Annotated in this window: 25 protein-coding genes; 18 read left to right on the forward strand and 7 right to left on the reverse strand. The window is 50.6% G+C overall.

Going from position 1 to position 23,727, the window contains the following annotated elements:
* Positions 1-98 precede the first annotated feature (98 nt).
* The 16 genes from CZ225_RS14655 to CZ225_RS14730 are packed head-to-tail and all read left to right on the forward strand — an operon-like array spanning position 99 to position 16,956.
* A complete protein-coding gene (locus tag CZ225_RS14655) occupies positions 99-2,807 on the forward strand; it encodes a TraG/VirB4 family ATPase (RefSeq protein ID WP_077154587.1) in 2,709 nt (902 codons plus the stop codon).
* An 11-nt stretch (positions 2,808-2,818) separates the two neighbouring features.
* A complete protein-coding gene (locus CZ225_RS14660; RefSeq protein ID WP_004301344.1) occupies positions 2,819-5,365 on the forward strand; it encodes a coiled-coil domain-containing protein in 2,547 nt (848 codons plus the stop codon).
* A complete protein-coding gene (locus tag CZ225_RS14665) occupies positions 5,362-6,087 on the forward strand; it encodes a hypothetical protein (RefSeq protein ID WP_004301343.1) in 726 nt (241 codons plus the stop codon). Before CZ225_RS14660 ends, CZ225_RS14665 begins: the two co-directional genes overlap by 4 nt.
* 18 nt (positions 6,088-6,105) lie before the next feature.
* Positions 6,106-6,873, forward strand: coding sequence for a DUF5045 domain-containing protein (locus tag CZ225_RS14670; RefSeq protein ID WP_004301342.1), 768 nt, complete (start codon positions 6,106-6,108; stop codon positions 6,871-6,873).
* A 12-nt stretch (positions 6,874-6,885) separates the two neighbouring features.
* Positions 6,886-8,019, forward strand: a complete 1,134-nt coding sequence (locus CZ225_RS14675; protein WP_004301341.1) for a hypothetical protein — start codon at positions 6,886-6,888, stop codon at positions 8,017-8,019.
* Between the two features lie 41 nt (positions 8,020-8,060).
* Positions 8,061-8,456 carry a hypothetical protein gene (locus tag CZ225_RS14680; protein ID WP_004301340.1) on the forward strand — a complete coding sequence of 132 codons (396 nt, stop codon included), beginning with the start codon at positions 8,061-8,063 and terminating at the stop codon, positions 8,454-8,456.
* A gap of 3 nt (positions 8,457-8,459) precedes the next feature.
* The gene (traK, locus tag CZ225_RS14685; RefSeq protein ID WP_004301339.1) at positions 8,460-9,074 is read left to right on the forward strand and encodes a conjugative transposon protein TraK; all 615 of its coding nucleotides are present in this window, start codon (positions 8,460-8,462) and stop codon (positions 9,072-9,074) included.
* Positions 9,075-9,086: 12 nt separating this feature from the next.
* Positions 9,087-9,467: a hypothetical protein gene (locus CZ225_RS14690; protein WP_004301338.1), complete on the forward strand. Its 381-nt coding sequence runs from the start codon at positions 9,087-9,089 to the stop codon at positions 9,465-9,467.
* A 10-nt stretch (positions 9,468-9,477) separates the two neighbouring features.
* Positions 9,478-9,960, forward strand: coding sequence for a DNA N-6-adenine-methyltransferase (locus CZ225_RS14695; protein WP_052588035.1), 483 nt, complete (start codon positions 9,478-9,480; stop codon positions 9,958-9,960).
* Positions 9,961-9,967: 7 nt separating this feature from the next.
* Complete coding sequence (traM, locus tag CZ225_RS14700) at positions 9,968-11,119, forward strand: conjugative transposon protein TraM (RefSeq protein ID WP_077155841.1); 1,152 nt, start codon at positions 9,968-9,970, stop codon at positions 11,117-11,119.
* An 11-nt stretch (positions 11,120-11,130) separates the two neighbouring features.
* Positions 11,131-11,934, forward strand: a complete 804-nt coding sequence (locus tag CZ225_RS14705) for a DNA-methyltransferase (RefSeq protein WP_004301335.1) — start codon at positions 11,131-11,133, stop codon at positions 11,932-11,934.
* A 28-nt stretch (positions 11,935-11,962) separates the two neighbouring features.
* Positions 11,963-12,814, forward strand: a complete 852-nt coding sequence (traN, locus tag CZ225_RS14710) for a conjugative transposon protein TraN (protein ID WP_005944228.1) — start codon at positions 11,963-11,965, stop codon at positions 12,812-12,814.
* Complete coding sequence (locus tag CZ225_RS14715; protein WP_004301333.1) at positions 12,811-13,335, forward strand: hypothetical protein; 525 nt, start codon at positions 12,811-12,813, stop codon at positions 13,333-13,335. The genes traN and CZ225_RS14715 overlap by 4 nt, the downstream gene beginning before the upstream one ends.
* 26 nt (positions 13,336-13,361) lie before the next feature.
* On the forward strand, positions 13,362-14,018 hold the full coding sequence (locus tag CZ225_RS14720; RefSeq protein WP_004301332.1) for a hypothetical protein: 657 nt from the start codon (positions 13,362-13,364) through the stop codon (positions 14,016-14,018).
* 13 nt (positions 14,019-14,031) lie between these two features.
* Positions 14,032-14,766 carry a DNA-directed RNA polymerase subunit alpha C-terminal domain-containing protein gene (locus CZ225_RS14725; protein ID WP_005944229.1) on the forward strand — a complete coding sequence of 245 codons (735 nt, stop codon included), beginning with the start codon at positions 14,032-14,034 and terminating at the stop codon, positions 14,764-14,766.
* Between the two features lie 3 nt (positions 14,767-14,769).
* On the forward strand, positions 14,770-16,956 hold the full coding sequence (locus CZ225_RS14730; RefSeq protein ID WP_004301330.1) for a type IV secretory system conjugative DNA transfer family protein: 2,187 nt from the start codon (positions 14,770-14,772) through the stop codon (positions 16,954-16,956).
* 107 nt (positions 16,957-17,063) lie between these two features.
* On the opposite strand, the gene CZ225_RS14735 is transcribed toward CZ225_RS14730, so the two are convergent.
* Entirely contained in the window at positions 17,064-18,278 is a 1,215-nt protein-coding gene (locus CZ225_RS14735; protein WP_004301329.1) for a PDDEXK nuclease domain-containing protein, read from the reverse strand.
* 109 nt (positions 18,279-18,387) lie between these two features.
* On the opposite strand from CZ225_RS14735, the gene CZ225_RS14740 reads away from it, so the two are divergent.
* Entirely contained in the window at positions 18,388-18,621 is a 234-nt protein-coding gene (locus CZ225_RS14740; RefSeq protein WP_234983058.1) for a putative DNA binding domain-containing protein, read from the forward strand.
* Positions 18,618-18,830, forward strand: a complete 213-nt coding sequence (locus tag CZ225_RS14745; RefSeq protein ID WP_004301327.1) for a Fic family protein — start codon at positions 18,618-18,620, stop codon at positions 18,828-18,830. Before CZ225_RS14740 ends, CZ225_RS14745 begins: the two co-directional genes overlap by 4 nt.
* A gap of 89 nt (positions 18,831-18,919) precedes the next feature.
* Here the strand turns inward: CZ225_RS14745 and CZ225_RS14750 are convergent, their stop codons facing one another.
* The 6 genes from CZ225_RS14750 to CZ225_RS14780 all read right to left on the reverse strand — a co-directional run bounded on the left by CZ225_RS14750 (position 18,920) and on the right by CZ225_RS14780 (position 23,503).
* Entirely contained in the window at positions 18,920-19,294 is a 375-nt protein-coding gene (locus CZ225_RS14750; protein ID WP_004301326.1) for a hypothetical protein, read from the reverse strand.
* A 33-nt stretch (positions 19,295-19,327) separates the two neighbouring features.
* Positions 19,328-19,600: a hypothetical protein gene (locus tag CZ225_RS14755; RefSeq protein WP_004301325.1), complete on the reverse strand. Its 273-nt coding sequence runs from the start codon at positions 19,598-19,600 to the stop codon at positions 19,328-19,330.
* A gap of 7 nt (positions 19,601-19,607) precedes the next feature.
* A complete protein-coding gene (locus tag CZ225_RS14760) occupies positions 19,608-19,883 on the reverse strand; it encodes a hypothetical protein (RefSeq protein WP_005944231.1) in 276 nt (91 codons plus the stop codon).
* Positions 19,884-20,327: 444 nt separating this feature from the next.
* Complete coding sequence (locus tag CZ225_RS14765; protein WP_005944233.1) at positions 20,328-22,055, reverse strand: ParB/RepB/Spo0J family partition protein; 1,728 nt, start codon at positions 22,053-22,055, stop codon at positions 20,328-20,330.
* A 430-nt stretch (positions 22,056-22,485) separates the two neighbouring features.
* Complete coding sequence (locus CZ225_RS14775) at positions 22,486-22,740, reverse strand: hypothetical protein (RefSeq protein ID WP_004301320.1); 255 nt, start codon at positions 22,738-22,740, stop codon at positions 22,486-22,488.
* A gap of 7 nt (positions 22,741-22,747) precedes the next feature.
* A complete protein-coding gene (locus CZ225_RS14780; protein ID WP_005944236.1) occupies positions 22,748-23,503 on the reverse strand; it encodes a ParA family protein in 756 nt (251 codons plus the stop codon).
* Between the last annotated feature and the right edge of the window lie 224 nt (positions 23,504-23,727).

Consider the following 23,727-nt stretch of genomic DNA (forward strand, 5'->3'; position numbering starts at 1 on the left):
ATCACGGCAATGTGCATGGCTTTATTGATTGTTGAACGCGGGCGGGTTTGTCTTGAAGCAAGGCGAACCTGCCCCTATTTAATTACACGTATATCGAAATGACCCTATACATCATTTTATGTTTTGTCGCTTTGTGCGCGGGTATGGCCTTGTCGGTCTATGCGTTCGGTACGGGCGGCAAGCGCAAGCGAATCTTTCAGGACATCTATTTCTCAGCGGAGGAAACGGACGGTGTGGGTGTGCTGTACACCAAGACCGGCGAATATTCCGCCGTACTTAAGATAGAGAATCCGGTACAGAAATATTCGGCGGACATAGATAGCTACTACGACTTCACGCACCTGTTCACCGCCCTTGCGCAGACCTTAGGCGAAGGGTACGCCATCCACAAGCAGGATATCTTCGTCAGGAAACAGTTTGCAAGCGAACCGGCTGACGGGCAGGAGTTCCTGTCGGCGTCGTATTTCCGCTACTTCAAAGGGCGTCCCTACACGGACAGCCTTTGCTACCTGACCATCACGCAGGAGGCGAAAAAGAGCCGCCTGTTCTCGTTCGACAACAAGAAGTGGCGCGATTTCCTCGTGAAAATCCGCAAGGTGCATGACCAACTGCATGACAGCGGCGTACAGGCCAGGTTCCTGAACAAAGCCGAGGCGAGCGAGTATGTCGACCGCTACTTCGCCATGAACTTCAAAGACCGCACCGTGTCGATGACGAACTTCAAGGCGGACGATGAAACGGTGTCGATGGGCGACAAACGCTGCAAGGTGTACAGCCTTGTGGACGTGGACTGTGCCGCACTGCCCTCGATGATACGTCCGTACACGAACATCGAGGTGAACAACACGGAAATGCCGGTCGATCTGGCTTCGGTGGTGGACAACATACCGGACGCCGAGACGGTGGTCTATAACCAAGTCATCTTCCTACCCAACCAAAAACGGGAACTGGCGATGCTCGACAAAAAGAAGAACCGCCACGCGAGTATTCCGAACCCGAACAACCAGATGGCGGTCGAGGACATCAAGCGTGTGCAGGAGGTCATTGCCCGTGAAAGCAAGCAACTGGTATATACGCACTTCAACATGGTGGTAGCCGTATCTGCCGGTGCAGACCTGCAAAAGTGTACGAACCACTTGGAAAACGCATTCGGGCGCATGGGCATCCATATCAGCAAGCGGGCGTACAACCAACTGGAACTGTTCGTCGGTTCGTTTCCGGGCAACTGCTACACGCTCAATGAGGAATACGACCGTTTCCTGACCCTTTCCGATGCGGCGATGTGCCTGATGTACAAGGAGCGCGTGCTGCACAGCGAGGAAACACCGCTGAAGATTTACTACACCGACCGTCAGGGTGTGCCGGTGGCTATTGACATCACGGGAAAAGAGGGAAAGAACAAGCTGACGGACAACTCGAATTTCTTTTGTCTGGGGCCTTCTGGGAGTGGCAAGAGCTTTCATATCAACTCGGTCGTGCGCCAGCTCCATGAGCAGGGAACGGATGTGGTCATGGTCGATACGGGAAACTCATACGAGGGACTGTGCGAGTATCTGGGCGGCAAGTATATCAGCTATACCGAAGAACGGCCTATCACGATGAATCCGTTTCGCATCAACCGGGAGGAATACAACATCGAGAAGATAGACTTCCTCAAGAACCTTATCCTGATGATTTGGAAAGGGTCGGACAGCCAAATCCCCGAAATTGAGTTCCGCATTGTCGAGCAGATAATCATAGACTACTATGATGCCTATTTCAACGGATTTACAAGATACACCGACGAGCAACGGGAGGTACTGCTGAAAAACCTGTTTGCGGCGGCCAGCCGAAAGAACCCAAACAAACCACCCAGAGAGGTGGATGAGATGGTGCGCAAACAGATAGAGGTGCTTGAGGCACGGCGGGCGGCCCTCAAAGTGACGGAGCTGAGTTTCAACTCATTCTTTGACTACTCATTCGACCGTCTGGAGCAGATCTGCACCGAAAACGACATCACGACAATCAGCTACTCGACCTATTCGACCATGCTGCAGCCGTTCTACAAGGGCGGTGCGTATGAGAAAATTCTCAACGAGACAGTGGATTCGGCACTGTTTGACGAGACATTCATTGTCTTTGAAGTGGATGCAATCAAGGAAAATAAGAAACTGTTTCCCATTGTCACACTGATTATCATGGACGTGTTCCTGCAGAAAATGCGCATCAAGAAGAACCGTAAAGTCCTTGTCATCGAGGAAGCGTGGAAGGCCATTGCCAGCCCGCTCATGGCGGAATACATCAAGTTCATGTACAAGACCGCCCGTAAATTTTGGGCTTCTGTTGGCGTGGTGACGCAGGAGATACAGGACATCATCGGCAGCGAAATCGTGAAGGAGGCCATCATCAACAACTCGGACGTGGTGATGCTGCTGGATCAAAGCAAGTTCAAGGAACGCTTTGACGAAATCCGAAAGATTCTTGGTCTGACCGAGGTGGATTGCAAGAAGATATTTACCATCAACCGCTTGGAGAACAAGGATGGGCGCAGCTTCTTCCGCGAAGTGTTCATCCGCCGGGGGACGACCAGCGGCGTGTATGGCGTGGAAGAGCCGCACGAGTGCTACATGACCTACACGACCGAACGGGCGGAAAAGGAGGCACTGAAGCTTTACAAGAAGGAACTTCGGTGCAGCCACCAGAAAGCTATCGAGGCATATTGCCGGGACTGGGATGCCAGCGGTATCGGGAAGTCCCTGCCTTTTGCACAAAAAGTAAACGAGACGGGGCGTGTGCTCAACCTCCGTCCCGTGTATGAATCCAAATAAGCATTGCAGCCATGAAACGACTACTCCTTATCCTGACCATCGCCTCGGTCGCACTCTGCCAGACGGTTCACGCCCAGTATTACAGCGTGAACTACGACACCCGTACCGTTGCGGCGATGGTGGCCGCCTTCGGTACGGAAGCGGTCGCCGAAGGGTACTACCGGGAGCAGGTCGATGACATCCTCAAGCACTACACGGCAGCGGAGGTCGCTACCGCCGGGATATTCGCGGCCAAGTTCTTGGAGCATAAAGCCCTGAGCGACCTCGGCATCTGGAACAGCCGCACGGAGAACTACTACTACCGGCGCATCTACCGGATGGTGGCGGAGAAAATCATGCCCAAGATATGGGTGGTGGCGAAGCAGATGCTCCATTCGCCGCAAACGGCTATCTATTGGGGCAGTTACCTGATGAAAGTCTGCGACGATACCAAAAGTCTGTGTATGCAGTTCGAGAGCGTGGTGACCAACAGCACGCTGACCTTTTCGGACATCGCCTTTCTCGAAATCAATCCGGAGATTGCCCCCTTGCTAAAGCTCTCCGAAACGGGAAACATCGACTGGCAGCGGATGATGGACAACTTCGCCCACATACCGGGCAACTTCACGCACGAGAACCTGAAAAGCGACCTCGACAACCTTTATAACACGGGTGTCGGCCTTGCAACGGCAGGCATTGCCAATCTCGGTGACGCCCTGTTGCAAAGCAGCTCGTTCCATGACCTGATGGGCGGAAAGGTTGAAGAAATCGGCAACCTGTATGAACACTACGGGAGTCTATTCGAGCAGGCGGAACATGACATCGGCGGCTTGCTGATTGACATGGTGGGTGGTCCGGACAACGTGGCCGGTCTGTTCAACTTCAGCAACTACAACCTCACGGCATGGATGACCGACTACCTGGACGAAGCGATGGGGAACTATTACACGCAGCGGTGGTACATTGCCCGGCGTGACCAAGGGAGCGTATCGCTGTGCGACTACTATCCTCCGACGGACGACAACAGCATCCTGAACGGGGGCGCATGGGTGCGGTTCAACACGAGCGACCCGAATTTCTATCCCAACGCCTCGCAACGGGAACAGGTACTTGCCAACTCGGAAGGATATGCCGGTTGGTCAAGAAACCGCGTGCAGCAGTTGAACAACCAGAACGACGGGTTCAGCTACAGCATCAACTATTGGATGAGTGCCTATATCATCAGCAAGAAAAACAAGCAGACCAAAAAGGCATACGCATACGAAATCCATGTGAGCAAAAGCTGGAATAAGGAAGAAGTTGTCTATGAGGAAGTCTTCGATTCCTACTCGATGGACTTGAATACGTTTCGGGCGCAACTGAATGTCCGACTTGCGGAGTTCAACGAAAACGAGGACGGCTACACCTATTATATATCTTCCGGTACGCGGAACTATTACCAAGCAACGGACGCCGCCAAATTGAAGGGATGCGAGAGCGTGACCATCAGCGTGACCTGTTCCGACGGGGTTACGCTCGGACAGGGCTCGACACAATACAAGTGCCGTAAATGCGGCAGCTCGTTGAATGCCCACACCAAGGAGTGCGCCATGCAGACCTCGGTGACGGAAAACAACCTCGACCTTTCGGAACTGGATGCGCTGTTGAACGAGGCAAACAGCCAAGCGGCCAATCTTGAAGCGCAAATCGGGACATTGGAAAACGAGAACGCTGTCCTGCTGAAGAAAATCAGTACGGCGAGCATTGAGGATGCGGCGGCTTACCGACAGCAGTATAATGCAAACAAGACACGGATAGACCGTCTGAAAGGCGAACTCGCGGAGTGGAAGAAGAAACAGTCCGACTATGCTCAGGCGAAGTCGGAAGCCGCAGACGACAACAGCGTAGCGACGGATGACTATTACCGCATTCCAGCTATCATGCAAGACTGCAAGGCTGCCTACGGCCTGACATGGCAGGACGGCGGATCGTGGAACGGCTATTCGTATGTGCGCAAGGCGACAATGCCGAACATCAACGGCATCATCACATTCAAGGCTACGGTCTCGATTGCCCGCAAGCCGAAATATTTTCTCGGCATCAAGATTCACCGTGCCATCATCCAAATCCAATGGGAACTGACCTCGGTCTATACGGACACGCACGTCGCCGATGTGCTGACACTCGATCCGGGGCTTTCGGATGCGGAGAAAACCAAATTAGTGAACGACCGCATCGCCGAAATCGCCCGTGAACACCCGTCCTGCAAAATCACGACGGAATACGCCCGCAGCACACCGCTGGAGGAAACTCCGTCCGGCGACGTGTACCATCTGCTGTGGTCGAGCGACCGCCTCGAAATCGCGAGGGAGGTGGACAGCAGAATCACAAGGATATACGCCGACTTGGTATCGCTGGAAAAGATGATGCACTACAAGCGGAGCATCCTTGACGTGATGAAGGATGTGTTGCCCGGACTGGACACGGACGAAGGCCGCAGGCTGACGCTCGTGGAGGAATGCCATGACCGCTGGGTGGAGAGCGCACGGACGTTTCGGAACGATGGCGGCAGAAACGGCGGAAAGGAGGTGCGGCCATGAAACGCATTTTACGGATAGCCGCATTGCTGCTCTTCCTGCTGCCCGGTATCGCCAAGGCGCAGTGGACTTTCGATATAGTCTCCGTCGAAGCCTACATCAACGACCACAAGAAGCAGCGCAGCCTGTTGTTGGCCCGCAGTACCTTGGAGTACAGCAACAAACTGTTGCACGAATACAGCTGTAAGGAAGTCGGGGGCTATAAAGAGCTGAATATCGACCTTGACCGGTACACCCGTGCGTTCGATGTCATCGACGTCATGTACCAGTCGTTGCGCACGGTGCTGAACGTCAAGAATACCTACACATCGGTCAGCGACCGTATCGGCGACTATAAATCATTGTTGGAGGATTTCAATGCGAAGATATTGAAACGGGGACGCATCGAATCCGCAGATACCCTGATTATCTCCATCAATGCGAGGGGGCTGAGGGCGATTGCCCGTGAGGGGGAACAGCTCTACAAGTCCGTGAGCGACCTCGTGCTGTATGCCACCGGAGCGGCAGCCTGCTCGACCTCCGACCTGCTGATGGTGTTGGAGGCCATCAACCGCTCATTGGACAACATCGAGCGGCATCTGAACCGTGCGTATTTCGAGACATGGCGGTATATACAGGTGCGTATCGGCTATTGGAAGGCAAAGGTATATCGCTCCCGCACCATGCGGGAGATTCTCGATGACGCCTTCGGGCGTTGGCGCGGAGCCGGAAGACTGGATTATTAACGACAAAAAGAGAAGAATATGAACAGAAAACTATTACTCATGGCGGTGGCGGTCACCGTAACGACAGCCGTACACGCACAGTATGTAACGTACAACCATGATTCGCCGAAGCAGAATCAGGTAACGGTCATGGAGACCGGTACGGGCGCACTCTCGCCCGACCTCTATTATTCCGTGCTGCACAACAAATACAAGAAGTCGGCAGCGGCCAAAAACAAGCTCTCGTTCCGCACGCTTGCCGGTATCAATCTCTACAACCAGGTGGACGAAGCGGAAGCCATTGATTCGGCCTTGGTCAAGCGGGCGAAGGTCGAGGCGTTGAACGTTGCCGACCGGCAGGTGGACATCGCATGGCTTGCCGAGGGCGATAAGGTCAGCGGACAGATGGAGCGGTTCCGGCGCAACATCGACCGTATTCTCCTGTCCGGTGGCACTCCGGCCGACAAGGAACGGTGGACGGAATACTACCACGTCTATCAGTGTGCCATCAAAGCCACGAAAGACGCCTATATGCCCAATGCCCAGCGAAAGAAGGAGTATCTGCGCATTTACGAGGATGTGGCACGGCAGAACGAGATTTTAGTGGGCTACCTTGCCAAGCGTCAGAACGCAACGGTGACGAATGCACTGCTGAACGCAACGGACAACCGTACCCTGCATAAAGGCGGTATTGTCCGCAATGCCATGAGCCGGTGGCAGGAATCACGCCTTGCGGTGCGTGGTTCGCAATCGGGCAGCAACGGAAACGGCGAAGATGACAACGAGAGTGTAAACAGAGGGAAATAAAAAGACAGGGCTATGGCAAACGGAGATATACTTTCGGATTTCGGCATCAACCTGTTGGAGGAGGAAATAGATGATGTCATCTTTCAGACCAACGAGTTTCTGACTGACGCGACTTTTACCGGTGCGCAGGGACCTTTTTGGTGGATATTGCAGATGTGCATGGCACTCGCGGCACTGTTCTCCATCGTCATGGCGGCAGGTATCGCCTACAAGATGATGGTAAAGCACGAGCCGTTGGACGTGATGAAGCTGTTTAGGCCGCTTGCCGTGTCGATTATCATCTGCTGGTGGTATCCGCCTGCGGACACGGGTATGGCGGGGAGCCGGAACAACTGGTGTTTTCTCGATTTCCTGTCCTACATCCCTAACTGCATAGGTTCGTACACCCATGACCTGTATGAAGCCGAAGCTTCACAGATATCGGACAGGTTCGAGGAAGTTCAGCAGCTCATCCATGTGCGTGACACGATGTACACGAACCTGCAGGCACAGGCGGATGTCGCCCACACAGGCACATCCGATCCCAATCTGATAGAGGCGACAATGGAGCAGACCGGTGTGGACGAAGTGACGAACATGGAAAAGGATGCGGCGAAGTTGTGGTTCACGTCTTTGACGGCAGGTGTCATCGTGGGGATAGACAAAATTATCATGCTGATTGCCCTCGTGGTGTTCCGAATCGGTTGGTGGGCTACGATTTACTGCCAACAAATCCTGTTGGGAATGCTGACGATTTTCGGGCCGATACAGTGGGCGTTCAGCATCCTGCCAAAATGGGAAGGTGCTTGGGCGAAGTGGCTGACACGCTATCTGACGGTGCATTTCTACGGGGCGATGCTCTACTTCGTGGGCTTCTACGTGCTGCTGCTCTTTGACATTGTATTGTGCATCCAAATCGAGAACCTGACGGCGATAACCGCCAGCGAGCAGACGATGGCCGCCTACCTGCAGAACTCGTTCTTCTCGGCGGGCTACCTGATGGCGGCTTCGATTGTAGCTCTCAAGTGCCTGAACCTTGTTCCGGACTTGGCGGCATGGATGATACCGGAGGGCGACACGGCATTCTCTACCCGAAACTTCGGCGAGGGCGTGGCACAGCAGGCGAAGATGACGGCAACCGGAGGGTTGGGCGGCATCATGAGATAATCCGCAAAAGATAATATAAACCCAATAAAAATCATAACAACATGAAATTGCAAGAGAAAATCAAAAGCTGGTGCAAGGATGAGAAATTTATGTCCTTTGCACAGGAACGAGCGAGAAAAGAGGTTTGCGAGGTGGCGGAGAACCACCGCATCGACCCGCAGTATGAAGAACTGGACGAAGCCTTCGAGTACGACGACCGGTACATCGCCCCCTTAGTGACGTACCTAACGTACAAGCTGCGTCTTGCCCTGCTGCAGCGGAACGCTGGTAAGCGCAAAAGAGGAATCTGGTGGGTGCTTGTCCATGTGGAGATGCAGGGCTATTACGTGGAGATATTCTCGGCGGAGTTCGAGAATCTTTTGACGGAACTTCGGGATGCGGTCATACCCATGCTGCACACGGAATATGTACAGATGTTGAACGGTAAAAGGGAATAACCGATGGTCATCAAGAATTTGGAAAACAAAATCAGACTGGTGGGCATCATCTGTACCGCTTTTCTCGTGGGATGTGTCATCATCAGCTTGTCAAGCATCTGGACAGCCCGGACGATGGTCTCGGATGCGCAGAAGAAGGTGTATGTGCTGGACGGCAACGTGCCTATCCTCGTGAATCGCACGACAATGGACGAAACGCTTGATGTGGAAGCCAAAAGCCATGTGGAGATGTTTCATCATTATTTTTTCACGTTACCGCCGGATGACAAATATATCCGCTATACGATGGAAAAAGCGATGTATTTAGTCGATGAGACGGGGTTGGCACAATACAACACGCTCAAGGAAAAGGGTTTCTACTCCAACATTTTGGGTACGAGTTCGGTGTTCTCCATCTATTGCGACAGCGTGGCTTTCAACAAGGAGAAGATGGAGTTCACCTACTACGGACGGCAGCGCATCGAGCGACGGAGCAATATCCTGATGCGTGAACTGGTGACGGCAGGACAGCTCAAGCGTGTACCCCGAACAGAGAACAATCCGCATGGGCTGCTTATCGTGAACTGGCGTACCCTGCTGAACAAGGACATCGAACAGAAAACGAAGATCAACTACTAAACAACGGAGTTTATGAATATCAAGGGATTCAGGCGGATGCTCTTCGGTGAAAAGATGCCGGACAAGAACGATCCGAAATACAAAGACCGTTACGAGCGGGAGGTGTCCGCCGGACGAAAGTTCGCCCAAGCGACACGTATCGACAAGGCTGCCGCCAAGGTACAGGGATTCGCCAACGCGCACCGGATACTTTTTCTGGTCATCGTCTTCGGTTTCGCTATCGGAGGGTTCACTTGGAACATCTATCGCATTACGATGGCATACCGCAACAGCCGGCCGACACGCACGGCGACGGAAATGCAGGATTCGGTGCTGCGGGAAAGACACAAGAGGCTGCAAGGGGGTGAAATAAGGGAAAATCGGAACGAGAACAAGAAATATGAACCGCAATAAAGGAGTGCTTATGAATACACGATTTGAAAAATCAGTCCGCTCGTCGGACGAATGGTACACCCCGAAGGAGGTGCTGAAAGCGTTAGGCAGGTTCGACCTTGACCCTTGCGCCCCTGTCCATCCGTTGTGGCCGACCGCCGAGGTCATGTATGACCGGGACATGGACGGATTGTCCCTGAAATGGGAAGGGCGTGTATGGCTCAATCCTCCGTACTCGCGTCCCCTTATCGAACAGTTTGTCCGAAAGTTGGCGGAACACGGCAACGGCATCGCGCTGTTGTTCAACCGTTGCGATTCCAAAATGTTTCAGGACGTCATTTTCGAGAAAGCGACGGGCATGAAATTCCTGCGCCACCGCATCCGGTTTTACCGCCCGGACGGAACACGCGGCGATTCTCCCGGTTGCGGCAGCATCCTGATCGCATTCGGAGTGGAAAACGCAGAAGTGCTGAAAAACTGCAGCATTGAAGGCAAGTATGTACAACTCAATTAAAAGATGTATGATGAAGATATTTGATAAAATCAATTTCAGGGAGCCGAAGTATATGCTTCCGGCTGTCCTGTATATCCCGCTTCTGGTTGCATCGTACTTCATCTTCGACCTGTTTCAGACCGAAACGGCGGAGATTCCGGACAAGACGCTGCAGACAACGGAGTTTTTGAACCCCGATTTGCCGGATGCCCGGCTTAAAGGCGGTGACGGCATAGGCAGCAAGTACGAGAACATGGCCAAATCATGGGGTAAGATACAGGATTACTCCGCAGTGGATAACATAGAACGAGATGAACCCGATGACAACAAGGAAGAATATGAATCGCAATACACGGTGGACGACATCGCCATGCTCGATGAGCAACAGCAGGAAAAGGCTGCGGCAGCGCAAATTGCCGATGCCAAGACGCGCGAGCAAGAAGCTCTCGCGGAACTGGAGAAAGCCCTTGCCGAAGCAAGGTTGAGAGGACGCAATGAGGTATTACCGGCGACCGATACGGACAGTACCGCATCGGCGCAACCCCCGACGGCAACCATAGAGGTTAAGGGAAAAATAGAGGAAGAGAGCCGTTCGGTAAAAGCCCCGTCAGAGAACGAACCGCCCAGCGAAGTGGTACGCAAGGTAAAGACGGCTTCGGATTACTTCAATACGCTTGCGGTCAATGCCCGTGAACCGAAACTGATAAAGGCCATTATCGACGAGGACATCAAAGCGGTGGACGGCTCGCGTGTGCGGTTGCGTCTGCTCGACGACGTGGAGATCAACGAGTGCGTGGTCAAACGAGGGTCGTATCTGTATGCCACCATGAGCGGCTTCTCGTCGGGGCGTGTGAAGGGGAACATCACCAGCATTCTCATCGAGGACGAACTGGTGAAGGTCAGCCTGTCCCTTTACGACACGGACGGCATGGAGGGGCTTTATGTACCGAACAGCCAGTTCCGGGAAACGAGCAAGGATGTGGCAAGCGGTGCGGTGTCGGGGAATCTGAACATGAATACCGGCAGTTACGGCAACAGTCTCTCGCAATGGGGAATGCAAGCCGCTACGAATGCCTACCAGAAAACGAGCAATGCCATCGGCAAAGCTATCAAAAAAAATAAGGTAAAGCTGAAATACGGCACTTTCGTCTATCTGGTGAACGGACGTGAGAAACAGTAAAAACGGAAGCCATGATAGAGATTGACAACATATATAATATGGACTGTATCGAGGGCATGAAGCTCATGGCGAACGGCAGTGTCGATGCCGTGATAGCGGATTTGCCTTACGGCGTGTTGAACCGTAGCAACAAGGCGGTACACTGGGACAGGCAGATACCGCTCGAAGCGTTGTGGGAACAGTACCGCAGGATCACCAAGCCGGGAAGCCCCGTTATCCTCTTTGCGCAGGGCATCTTCTCGGCGCGGCTCATGCTCTCGCAACCCCGGATGTGGCGGTATAACCTCGTGTGGCGGAAAGACCGGGTAACGGGTCACCTGAATGCCAACCGGATGCCGCTACGCCAGCATGAGGACATCATCGTGTTCTACGACCGTCAGCCGGTATATCATCCTCAGATGATGCCGTGTCCACCGGAACGGAAAAATCATGGACGGCGCAAGACGGACGGTTTCACGAACCGCTGTTACGGTGAAATGAAACTGGCTCCGGTGCGTGTTGCCGAAGACAAGTACCCGACCTCTGTCATTTCCATACCCAAGGAACACAAGACAGGAGCATTCTATCATCCGACACAGAAGCCGGTAGCCTTGATAGAGTACCTGATGCGCACCTATACCAACGAGGGCGATGTGGTGCTGGACAACTGCATCGGTTCGGGTACGACCGCCATTGCCGCCATCCGCACGGGACGGCATTACATCGGATTCGAGATTGAACCGACGTATTGCGAAATTGCCGGACGACGGATTCGGGAGGAACTGGAACGTGGTCATGGGATTAAAGAAAGCGAAATAAGGGAAATAAAGAAATAAAAAAATAAAAAATATCAACAGAAACGATATGAACAAGAAAATAATTATAACTGCATTTCTTCTGGCGGCAGGACTTTTTGCCACACGGAACGCACAGGCTCAGCGTACATACGAAGAGATGGAACGGCTGACTGTCAATGAACAGGTAACGACCGTCATCACAGCCTCGGAACCGGTCCGCTTCGTGGATATTTCCACAGACAAGGTGGCGGGCGACCAACCCATTGAGAACATCATCCGGTTAAAGCCCAAAGAGACGGGACACGAGGACGGTGAAGTGCTGGCCATCGTCACCATCGTAACGGAACGCTATCGCACGCAGTATGCACTCATCTACACCACGCGGATAAGCGAGGCGGTGGCAGACAAGGAAATTCAGCTACAGGAACGGGATGCCTACAACAATCCTACGGTCTCGATGTCCACAGCCGACATGGTGCGTTTTGCAAGACGGGTGTGGAACTCGCCCGCGAAAATCCGCAACGTGGCGACCAAGGCGCACCGAATGGTGATGCGCCTGAACAATATTTACTCGGTGGGCGACTACTTCTTCATCGACTTTTCCATCGAGAACAAAACGAACATCCGTTTCGACATCGACGAGATACGGGTGAAACTGTCGGACAAGAAACTTTCGAAGGCAACTAACGCGCAGACCATCGAGCTGACTCCTGCCCTGGTATTGGAACACGGCAAGACGTTCAAGCACGGCTACCGGAACGTGATTGTCGTGAAAAAGATGACCTTTCCGAACGACAAGCTGCTGACTATCGAAATGACGGAACAACAAATCAGCGGGCGCAATATCAGCCTGAACATCGACTACGAGGATGTGCTGTCGGCCGATTCATTTAACACCGCTTTATTGGAGGAGGAATGACGATGAAAAAGACGTTGAAAACAGTTTTGTTACTGATGCTTGTCTGCATAGGGTTTGCCACCAATGCCCATGCGCAACGCAACGGCGGCCGCCTCTCGCTCGGCGTGGGATTGCTGTATGAGAACGGCATGGACGTAACGCTTGCTTACGAGCATGAAATGAACTACCGTCATGCGTGGGAGTTCTTCGCCAACGGCTATCTGAAATGGACGGAATGTAAATCTTGCGGTCATATTTGTCCGGAATCCTTCTGGCGCAACTACCGCACTTATGGTTTCGGTGTGGCGTACAAACCTTGTGTGGTGCGTGGACGCAACCATTACGGCAACTTGCGTATCGGAGCTTCGGCAGGGAGCGACACGAACAAGTTTCTTGCCGGAATCCATGTGGGTTACGAGCACAATTATGAGCTGCGGTCGGGATGGACGCTGTACTGGCAGGTCAAGAGTGACATGATGATAAAAGGGGCGGATTTGCTGCGGACAGGTATCGTGCTGGGTGTAAAACTGCCGATAAAATAAAGGAAAAACAAAAAAACGGAAATGACATGATACGAAAGATTCAATGGATTGCAATGGTAGTGGCGGCGGTATTGTGCGCTGCCTGTGACGCCCATATCGACGTACCCGATACGGCGGTACGTCCGGGGCATATTCTCTGCGAGGACGGCACGGCATTGTCCTATGCGCAGTATGAACAATCGGGGAAGCGGGCAATAGCGGTTGTCTTTGATACCGAACGCCGTGAAGGAACGGAAGGGAACGGCTATGCGGTTTACCTGTGGGACATTGCTCCGGCGGCATTCGCCGACAGCCTCGGTGTCGCACAAGGGACGTCGGCCGACATCGGGGCATTGGACGGGAACATGAACACCTTTGCGCTGTACGACACAAGGGAGACGGCTTCGCCTATGGCGGAAGCGGTCTTTGACCTGTGGCGGTACGGACAGAGTGCCTATATCCCGTCGGTAGCACAGATGCGGTTGCTGTATGCTGTCCGGGAAACCGTCAATCCTGTCATTGAACGGTGCGGCGGTCATCCGTTGCCGTTGGATGAATACGATTGCTGGTACTGGACATCGACGGAAGTGTCCGGACAAGAGACGGCGAAAGCGTGGCTTTACTCGACAGGAAGCGGCGCGATGCAGGAGACACCTAAGACACAGGCGCATAAGCTGCGGCCTATAATTACCATGAACAAATAAAATGTGCAACGATATGAATATAGATATGCTTTTCTGTATAGTATTGATGGTATTGGGGGCTTTCCTCATATACTATCCCATCAAAGATGAATCACCTCGGCAAAAACTGAAAAAGCTCGCCGATTCTGTTGCGTCTGATAAAAAGGACATTGATTATCTGATTCAACGCTTCAGCTACCTTTTGGATAACATGGCGGCAGACAATGGGAAAGGTTCGGCTCTGAGATGCCAGATTGCCAAATTGGAGGAAGTTGTCAAGGAGTTGAACGGCAAACGCAAGGAACTTGAGTTAAACAACCGGTCGATGACGGATGTTAATGACGAATTGAAGCGAAGCAATGCCGAACTTTTAAGGAAGGCTTCTGAATTGCGTGATGAGATACAGCAACAGGAAATTAAAATCCAACAGCAGGAAGAATACATCAATTCTGTCCAGAGAGTCAAAGAAGGGCTTGAGATAGCCTTGGACAACATTCAGGCAGAAGAGGTGCATTATCTCTCACAGCCGATATTCAGCATGAAAATGACGCCTATAGTCAGAAGCAAACTCGAATCTCATGGGATATTGTATGTCGGCGACCTGATTCAGCTCAACGAGGAATATCTCATGGAAATCTGGGGTTTAGGACCGGTAGCACTTGAAAGAATAAAGACGAAACTGAACGAAAACGGTGTGTGGTTCGGTATGGATGTCATACGAATCAACGACCGTTGGTATCGTCGGAAACAAGAATTAACAACGGATTGATTCATGGAAGAGAGCAAAGAATTACAAGGGTTCTACAAGATATTCCGTGCGGTCATCTATATCTCCGTGCTGATGGAGTTCTTCGAGTATGCCATCGACCCTGCCATGCTCGACCACTGGGGTGGCATACTGATTGATATTCACGGGCGCATCAAGCAGTGGATGATTTACAATGACGGTAATCTTGTGTACAGCAAGATTGCGACGTTCCTGCTTATCTGCATCACCTGTATCGGTACGAGGAACAAGAAGCATCTGGAGTTCGATGCCCGGAGACAGGTGTTATATCCGCTAATCAGCGGACTGTTCCTGATTGTGTTCTCCGTGTGGTTGTACCATCATCCGATGGAAACGAGGCTCTACACGTTGCCACTAAATATCATCTTCTACATGGCGACCACGCTTGTCGGTGTGATATTGGTACATATCGCACTGGATAACATCTCGAAGTTCATCAAGGAGGGACTGGGTAAAGACCGGTTCAACTTTGAGAATGAAAGTTTCGAGCAGAGCGAAGAGAAGGTTGAGAACCAGTATAGCGTGAATATACCGATGCGGTACTATTACAAAGGTAAATTTCGCAAGGGATGGGTGTCGATAAGCAACTGTTTCAGAGGAACATGGGTAGTCGGAACTCCGGGCAGCGGTAAGACGTTCAGCATCATAGAACCGTTCATCCGCCAACATAGTGCCAAGGGCTTTGCGATGGTGGTCTATGACTACAAATTTCCGACACTTGCCACTAAACTTTACTATCATTACAAGAAAAACCAGAAGCTCGGAAAACTGCCCAAAGGGTGCAAGTTCAACATCATCAACTTCGTGGATGTGGAGTACAGCAAACGGGTGAACCCCATTCAGGCAAAGTACATCAATAATCTTGCGGCGGCGAGCGAAACGGCGGAAACCCTGTTGGAATCCCTGCAGAAAGGCAAGAAAGAGGGAGGCGGAGGCAGTGACCAGTTCTTTCAGACTTCTGCCGTGAACTTTCTTGCCGCCTGTATCTACTTTTTCGTGAACTACGAGCGGGAACCCTACGATGCAAACGGAAAGAAACTATATGCGGAGAAACGGCAAGATCCGCAGACGAAGTTCTGGAAGCCGACGGGTGTCGTTCGTGACCGTGAGGGTGGCAGCATCGTGGAACCTGCCTATTGGCTGGGAAAATACTCGGATATGCCGCATATCCTTTCATTTCTCAATGAGAGCTACCAGACTATTTTTGAGGTACTGGAGACGGACAACGAGGTCGCGCCGTTGCTCGGCCCGTTCCAGACGGCCTTCAAGAACAAGGCAATGGAACAATTAGAGGGTATGATTGGTACGCTGCGTGTCTATACCAGCCGTTTGGCCACCAAGGAATCCTACTGGATATTCCACAAGGATGGGGACGACTTCGACCTGAAAGTTAGTGACCCCAAGTCACCCAGTTATCTGCTGATAGCCAACGATCCGGAAATGGAAAGTATCATCGGAGCGTTGAACGCTCTGATATTGAACCGTCTCGTTACCCGTGTGAACACCGGGCAGGGGAAGAATATTCCGGTCAGCATCATCGTGGATGAGCTGCCGACACTGTATTTCCACAAGATAGACCGACTGATAGGTACGGCGAGAAGCAACAAGGTAAGCGTAACGCTGGGTTTTCAGGAGTTGCCGCAGTTGGAGGCTGACTACGGAAAAGTGGGAATGCAAAAAATCATCACGACAGTGGGCAACGTGGTAAGCGGTTCAGCTCGCGCAAAAGAGACACTGGAATGGTTGTCGAATGACATTTTCGGCAAGGTAGTACAGGTCAAAAAGGGCGTGACCATCGACCGGGATAAGACGAGCATCAATCTCAATGAGAATATGGACAGCCTTGTACCCGCCTCGAAAATTTCGGATATGGCGACGGGATGGATTTGCGGACAGACGGCCAGGGATTTCGTGAAGACGAAAACCGGTACAGGAGGCTCGATGAACATTCAGGAATCGGAAGAGTTCAAGACTACAAAGTTCTTCTGCAAGACGGATTTCGATATGAAGGAGATAAAAGCGGAGGAAGCGGCCTATGTACCGCTACCGAAGTTCTACACCTTTAAGTCGAGGGAGGAACGGGAACGCATCTTGTATAAAAATTTCATACAAGTCGGACAGGATGTAAAAGACATGATAACGGATGTACTGAACAAGCGTGGGGCGAAATAAATCAAAATCCCTGCAATAATCACGAAATTATTGCAGGGATTTTTATATTCAATTTCAGTTACCCAAAATCTTGTGGGCATAAAGCCGGTTTTACGGACGTAAATGAATTATCTGACAGTTTCCGATTTGGAATCGTTTTCCGATAGCAGATTTTGTAATTTGTCGATGTCCGGTAGAGTCTTGCGCAGATTCTCCGGCATTTCTTGGGCTGTGCGGTATGTCGCCACGCCCATAGGCTTATCATAGTCGCGCACCATGATTTCGACAAACTTGCGGTTGGCATCCTGGCATAGGACAATACCGATTGAAGGGTTCTCGTGCGGTTTCTTGTCGGTCATGTCATACACCGTCAGGTAGCCGCTAAGCTGTCCGAGATAATTCGGGCGGAACTTGCCCCGTTTCAACTCCACGATTACGCTGGCATTCAGTTCTCTGTTGAAGAATACAAGGTCAGCAAACATTTCTTCTCCGGCAACTATCAGGCGATGCTGACTGTCGATAAAAGTGAAGTCGTTTCCAAAACGGAGAATGAACTGCTTGATATTGGTTACGATTTGGTTTTCGATGACCTTTTCGTTCCAGTCCTGTTCGCGTTCTCCCACATTCTCCAGATTAACCATTTCGAGCATATACTCATCCTTGAACGCCAATATCGCTTTTACGGCATAAATGGCTTCGGGCAGCACTTGAAGGAAGTTGCTCGGCAAAGATCCGCGATTTGAATAGATGTCTTCTTTCAAGTAATTTTTGAGAGAGGATAGCGACCACGCATTTTGAGCGGCACAATGGATATAGAACAACCGTTCCGCGATGTCTTTTGAACGAGTCAGGATTTCAATATGATGTGAAAAGCTGATCTTGACAAAATCGTCCCAGGTAAATTCGGTATTGACCGGTTGCCCGATAAGTTGCAGCAGTAGATGCTCGTCAATATCCAATTCGCCCAACGCTGTTGGATGAATTAAAGCCGTACCCTTTTCCGACGAATGGTTTTCCAATTCGCCCAACACTGTTGGACGAATTAAAAACGTCCTCCATTCCTCATAGAATGAGCGCATCCGTTTCAACCCCGATTCAGAAAAGCCGTGCAGACCGGGCAACTCCCGTTGAAGGAGCTTTGATATGGTAGGCAATGCTTTAGTACCCCAACAGCCGATGCGGGAATTTTCAGACACGAATTTCCCCACTCCAAAATACAACGAGAGAGTTTCTTTGTTGACCGCAGCCGCACTTCTATACCGGCAGCGTTCGATGGCATGTTTGATTATCTCTACTGCCTCTGCATATTGTGTATAATCCGATGGGATAACCTGTTGTTCCATATACATACGTTTTTGTGCCGCAAAGGTACGAAAAATACGGGATATACAGGGCAGAATGCCAACATATTATAGTGCCGCGTGGGTCTTATTCGGTATTTTTAGCGTTCCGGTGTCTTGCACTCGCTTTGCTGCCAATCTACTCACTCAGATGTTCATGCGTCTGGGGCGTGCCGAGAAAGCTGGTAGCGGTGTGGATAAGATTGTGAGCGGTTGGCAGTCTTTGGGTTGGCCGCTTCCTACTGTAGCCGAGGAAACACGTCCGGACTATGTTGTGCTGACCTTGCAGTTAGGGATGAAAACCCGACAAGAAAACCCGCAAGAAAACCTCGCAAGCAGGATTTGAGAAAAGAGCAAATCTTGGAGTTCTGTGTTGAGCCGCAATACCTATCTGATATTTTGCAACATTTAGGATTGAAAGATAGGGAAAATCTTATGGAGGTCTATATCAATCCGATGATTGGTACAGGGGTATTGGAAATGACGGAGCCGGACAATCCCACAAGCCGTAACAACGGTAAAAGTGGAACAAGGACTTCAAAAGTGAGTTTATAATAGGATATTGCGGCTTGGACGCATCCAACCGCACACGAAAACACCGCCCACGTAGAAAAATGGGCGGTGTTATTCGGTCGCTCGCTTATTCAGGCTCGTGTACCGCTTAAAAGTACGGCAAGTTGCCGGTCGCAGAATTTGTCGTATTCCTCTTTGTCCGTACCGCTTTCGACGGCTCGGTCAATGACATCGCCCAACTCGTCGAAGCATACTTCCTCATTGACGCACTCCGCACCGTTCTCTTTCAGCAGATATACCTCATAATAATCGGAGCCGTTGAGTGCGATAACGACATTTCCGGCGTGCAACCGCCCGTTTACTTTAATCCGCAATGCCGGCAAATCCCGGAATACCGTAGCGACAAAATCGCCGATTCCCCACGACATAAGAATGGGCATGGGTGTAAGTGATACCAATTGTTCTTTGATGGTCTGTGCGATGTGCATTACATACTCTTTATCCATAACTTTGATTTTTAATATGATTATTGATTTATGTTAGTTGAACCATTCGGGGTTATCCTCTTTTAATTCCGTGATGAGTTCATCGTCCGGTAATTTGAGGGTTTTCGCATCGGTGAAAAAGAAAACCTCGTCATATATTTGTTCGGCTTCCTTACTTGCAAAACCTTCGTTTTCGTCCTCGAAACTGCCCGGATGAAGTGCATCGAGCAGAGCGGTAGAGCCGATAAGTAATTCTTCACCTTCGTTGGATTTCACGATACGGCAGATGTAGATATTGCCGTCAAATTGTAGTTCTTTCGTTTTCATACATCTGTTATCTTAATGGGATGTGTTTCCCGTGAGCCTTGAGGTATTCCATGATGCACTTCGCTTCCTCGTGCGATGCACGGTTGCGGTCGTCGTAGTTGCGTGTCTCGTCCGCCATGACCACGATACACTCTTTTACCAACCTGTAAAGGCTTTGCTGCAGTGTGGGGTGCATTTCGGGGATAGCGGCTGCAAACCGTTTGGGGTTGAAGCCGTAATCGTTCACTGCCCTTTCCCAGTCTTTGGCGAGCTGGTACTCCTTGCTTTCCTTGATGTTGTCCATAATCTTGAATTTTAATGATTTGTTTTTTTCTTCCCTCCGTTCGGTTCCTTTCTGTCGGAACCGCTTTGGGATTTTATGGATGCGGTACACGGTTGTCGGTACAGCTTCATACGGAAGGCTTTTCCTGCCAATTACTCTTTCTGAGGAAAGGAAGAATTTGCAGGAAATTCACTTTAAGCCGCCGGATCAAGCGCGACGGCCGACCTTTGCATCTGATAAAACCAAACCGGGGCTGACAGGGGACGAAGCCGGGGAAACGCTATAAAAGGGAAGTTGAAAATGGTAAAAAAGAGAGGAAACGGAAGCTATGAATGGAAGAAGGGCGGGTGGTGACGGGTTCGTCAGAAAGTTAGAAGAGGTACTTGGGTCCTTTGTCCGGAGCATACAAAAATGAATAGAGGGCGGATTTCTCCCTCCCCCTATCCGTTATGACAACAACATTTGTCAGGCAGCTATTTCTTCCGCTTGCGGTTCGGTCTGTGCTTCCGCTTCGGGTTGCGGTTCATCGGGTTGTTCCGCTTCCTGCGTGGCTTGTTCCTGCAAAGCGGCTTTCTTTTCCTCGATGCGTTGGTGTCGCTTTTCGTACACTTCATTATATCCGTCTTGGATATTGGCAAGTTCTTCGGGCATATGCTTTTGAGCGAAGTCAAGCAACAGGGAGGCTGTGGCGTTGTTACCGAATGCGTCCTTGAAATTGGCAATCAGATAATCCCTGCGGATAACGGCTTTCTGCTTGGCGGTAAGGTTCTCGATGATGCGCATTTTGTCCTCGCTCGTAAGGTAGTAATAAGAGCCTTTATCTTCAATTCCCACCTCATTGAAATGCTCTTTGCGGAGTGAGGAGAGCAGGAAGAAATACACCATTTTCTCCTCGTCCTGCCCAAATTTGCGCTCTGACATATCGACCTCTAAAATCCGCTTTTTGGTGTCTTCAACGGTCTTTTCGAGGGCAATCTCCTTGTTGCGTTTGTCCTGCTTTTCCAACTTCTCGATAGGTGAAAGCGGCATTTTGGTTGCCGTACCGTTTGCGGTTGTAGCGGTATTTGCAACATAGCACAGTGTAATGTCGTTGCTCTCAATACGGAGATAGAGGGAGATTTCTCCTGCTTCGCTTCGGGTGCGGATTGCTTCGCATTTCTCGGTGTAGCCGTTCAATTTCTGCTCGTAATCCTTTACTGCTTCCTCGTATTCCTCGGTGGTATCGTAATCCTCTTTTTGAGGAGCTTGGGGGCATTCGGGGTATTTCGTTGCATAGGTTTTAAGACTTTCCACCTCGTAGCCTATAGCGGTAAGTCGGTCGACGACGGCTTCATTGTAATTGTAGCTTTCGTGGCAGAGGGGAACGGCAGGGTGCTGTTCCATGAGCCGCATAGCCTTTTCGGTAAGGTGCGATGTGTTCATTTCCACAAGACAAGCACGGTTGGCGCAATTTCCGCAACTACCCTCACAGAATAACATCATGTTATTGGTATTGTGGGGACATGAAAGACAAAGGGTTTTGTCAAATGAATAGCGATTGAGGTCTGCGGTATATTGCCGTTCGATGCTCTGTGCCACCTCGGAGGCTTTCATGCCTCGCCAACTATTGTACTGCACCCCCTCTTTCAGATGTTGGTCGTACACCTCACGCTGTATCTCTTCCCCATAACGGCAGATTTCACTTGCCACGCTGATTGTGATTTCGTCCTGTTCCAACAGCACGGCGATTTCGGGTATCAAGGAAACGAATTTAAGTCGTGTACGGATATACGCTTCCGTCTTGCCGAACTGCACGGTCAAGGATTGGACATCGTGGCGACCGCTGTCTATGAGTTTTTGGTAGGCATTGGCTTCCTCAATCGGGGTAACATCCTTGCGATGCAGGTTCTCGGTGATTGCCATTTCCTCGGCTGTCTCGTCTGAAATTTCCATGACGGTAGCCGGAATTTCCGCCAATTCAGCCATGAGGGAAGCACGGTATCTGCGTTCTCCAAAGACAATCTCGAAACGGTTGTCCGCAATAGGGCGCACACCGATAGGCTGAAGCACTCCCTGCTGACGGATGCTCTCGGCAAGTTCCGCAAGGCTTGTCTCGTCAAAGTTCTTGCGTGGGTTGTAACTGCTCGACTGAATGTCTGCCAATGCTACCGATGTGATGTTCTTCTCTACTGCTTGAACTGCTGTTGTTGCCATAATCATAAAATTTAATTGGTTGATATTTGTTTTGTTATTTTTCCCTCTTTTCGGTTCTTTTTTCTGCCTGAACCGCTTGGGATTTACAGATGCTTCAAGGGACTGACGAACAAGCTATTTTCAACGCTTTTTCCGGAAAATTACTCTTTCACGGAAAGGAAGAATTTTACGAGAAATGCACTTCAAAGCGATGAAATCAAGCGCGGCAGTCCAAATTTGCGTCTGGAAAACCAACCGGCGATGGCAGGAACGAGACCGGACAAGCGGCAAGAGGAATGGATAGAAAGGGGAAATGCAGCATTGCAGCTATAAGAGGCGAATAGAGCAGGAGAACAGCCAGGGGTATAAACGGGAAAACCGCTACCTTGTGGACATGTGCCATAAGATAGCGGTATGGTATAAAAGTTGATTGGGCGGATTGCCGCCCCGGTTATTTCTCGTGCTTTTCCAAATACTCTTTCATCGCCTCGTTCACAATATTTCGGAGCGACATATTCTTCTCGATAGCGAGGTATTTCATCCGGGTATGAATACTCTTGTCGATAACAAAATTGCAATGCACGGCAGGTTCTTTTTCCGCTTTGACCGGTGCAGGCTCTTTCTTTTGCGTGGACTTCCCGGTGGATGACAGCAAGCCGTCCAGTCCGCTTCTCATGCCGTTTTTCAATGAATCACTTTTGCTCATATCGTCTTTACTTTAATTTCAACACTTCTTTTGCTAACTCCATGTAGTCCTTTGCCCCGTTGCTGTTCTTGTTGTATTCAAAGATGTTCAGACCCTTTATCGGAGCTTCGGCCAATGCCACATTGTCCCGGATGACGGTCTTGAACACTTTGTCGCAGAATGATTCGTTGATGAGTTCCGCAACACTCTTGTTGAGCGTCTTGCGCTTGTCAAACTGTGTGATGACAATTCCGCCGATGTTCAGATTCGGGTTCAAACGGGTTTTGACAATCTCGACCACATTTGTAATCTTCGCCATTCCGCGCATGGCGAGGAATTGCGCCTGTACCGGGATAATCAAGAAATCCGCAGATGTAAGTGCGTTGAGTGTCAGCAAACCCAGCGAGGGCGGACAGTCAATCAGGATATAGTCGAATTTACGGGTTTCAAGCAATTTTGCAATCAGCCCTTTCAGTATTAATTCCCGCCCCGGCTCATTGATAAGCTCGGATTCTGCCGCTGACAAATCAAGGCAGGACGGTACAACGGAAAGGCCATTATTTAACTCGAATACCGTTAACGGGTATTCACCTTTCATTGCTCCGTACACCGTCCGTTCCTCTTCGATGGAGAGACCGCAGGATTCCGTGAGGTTTGCCTGACCGTCCATGTCGATGAGCAGTACACGCTTTTTCTTCTGCTGCAATGCGGCAGCAAGATTGATGGTGGTGGTCGTCTTTCCGACACCGCCCTTGTGGTTCAAAACAGCGATTATCTTTGCCATAAATTCCTATCTTTATTTCTGATACAAAGATACTACTATTTTTAGTATTTACTATGATTAGTGTGTACTATTTTACTACTTTATTACATTTTAGTATCGTAGTATCTACTACTATACTAAAATACTGATTGACTAAATGTAGTGCATACTATCCTTTGCAACGGGAGATTTCCTGATATCCTACTTTACTAACATTAGTATGTACTACATTTAGTATCGACTGT

The sequence above is a fragment of the Bacteroides bouchesdurhonensis genome (assembly GCF_900155865.1).
GTDB lineage: Bacteria > Bacteroidota > Bacteroidia > Bacteroidales > Bacteroidaceae > Bacteroides > Bacteroides bouchesdurhonensis.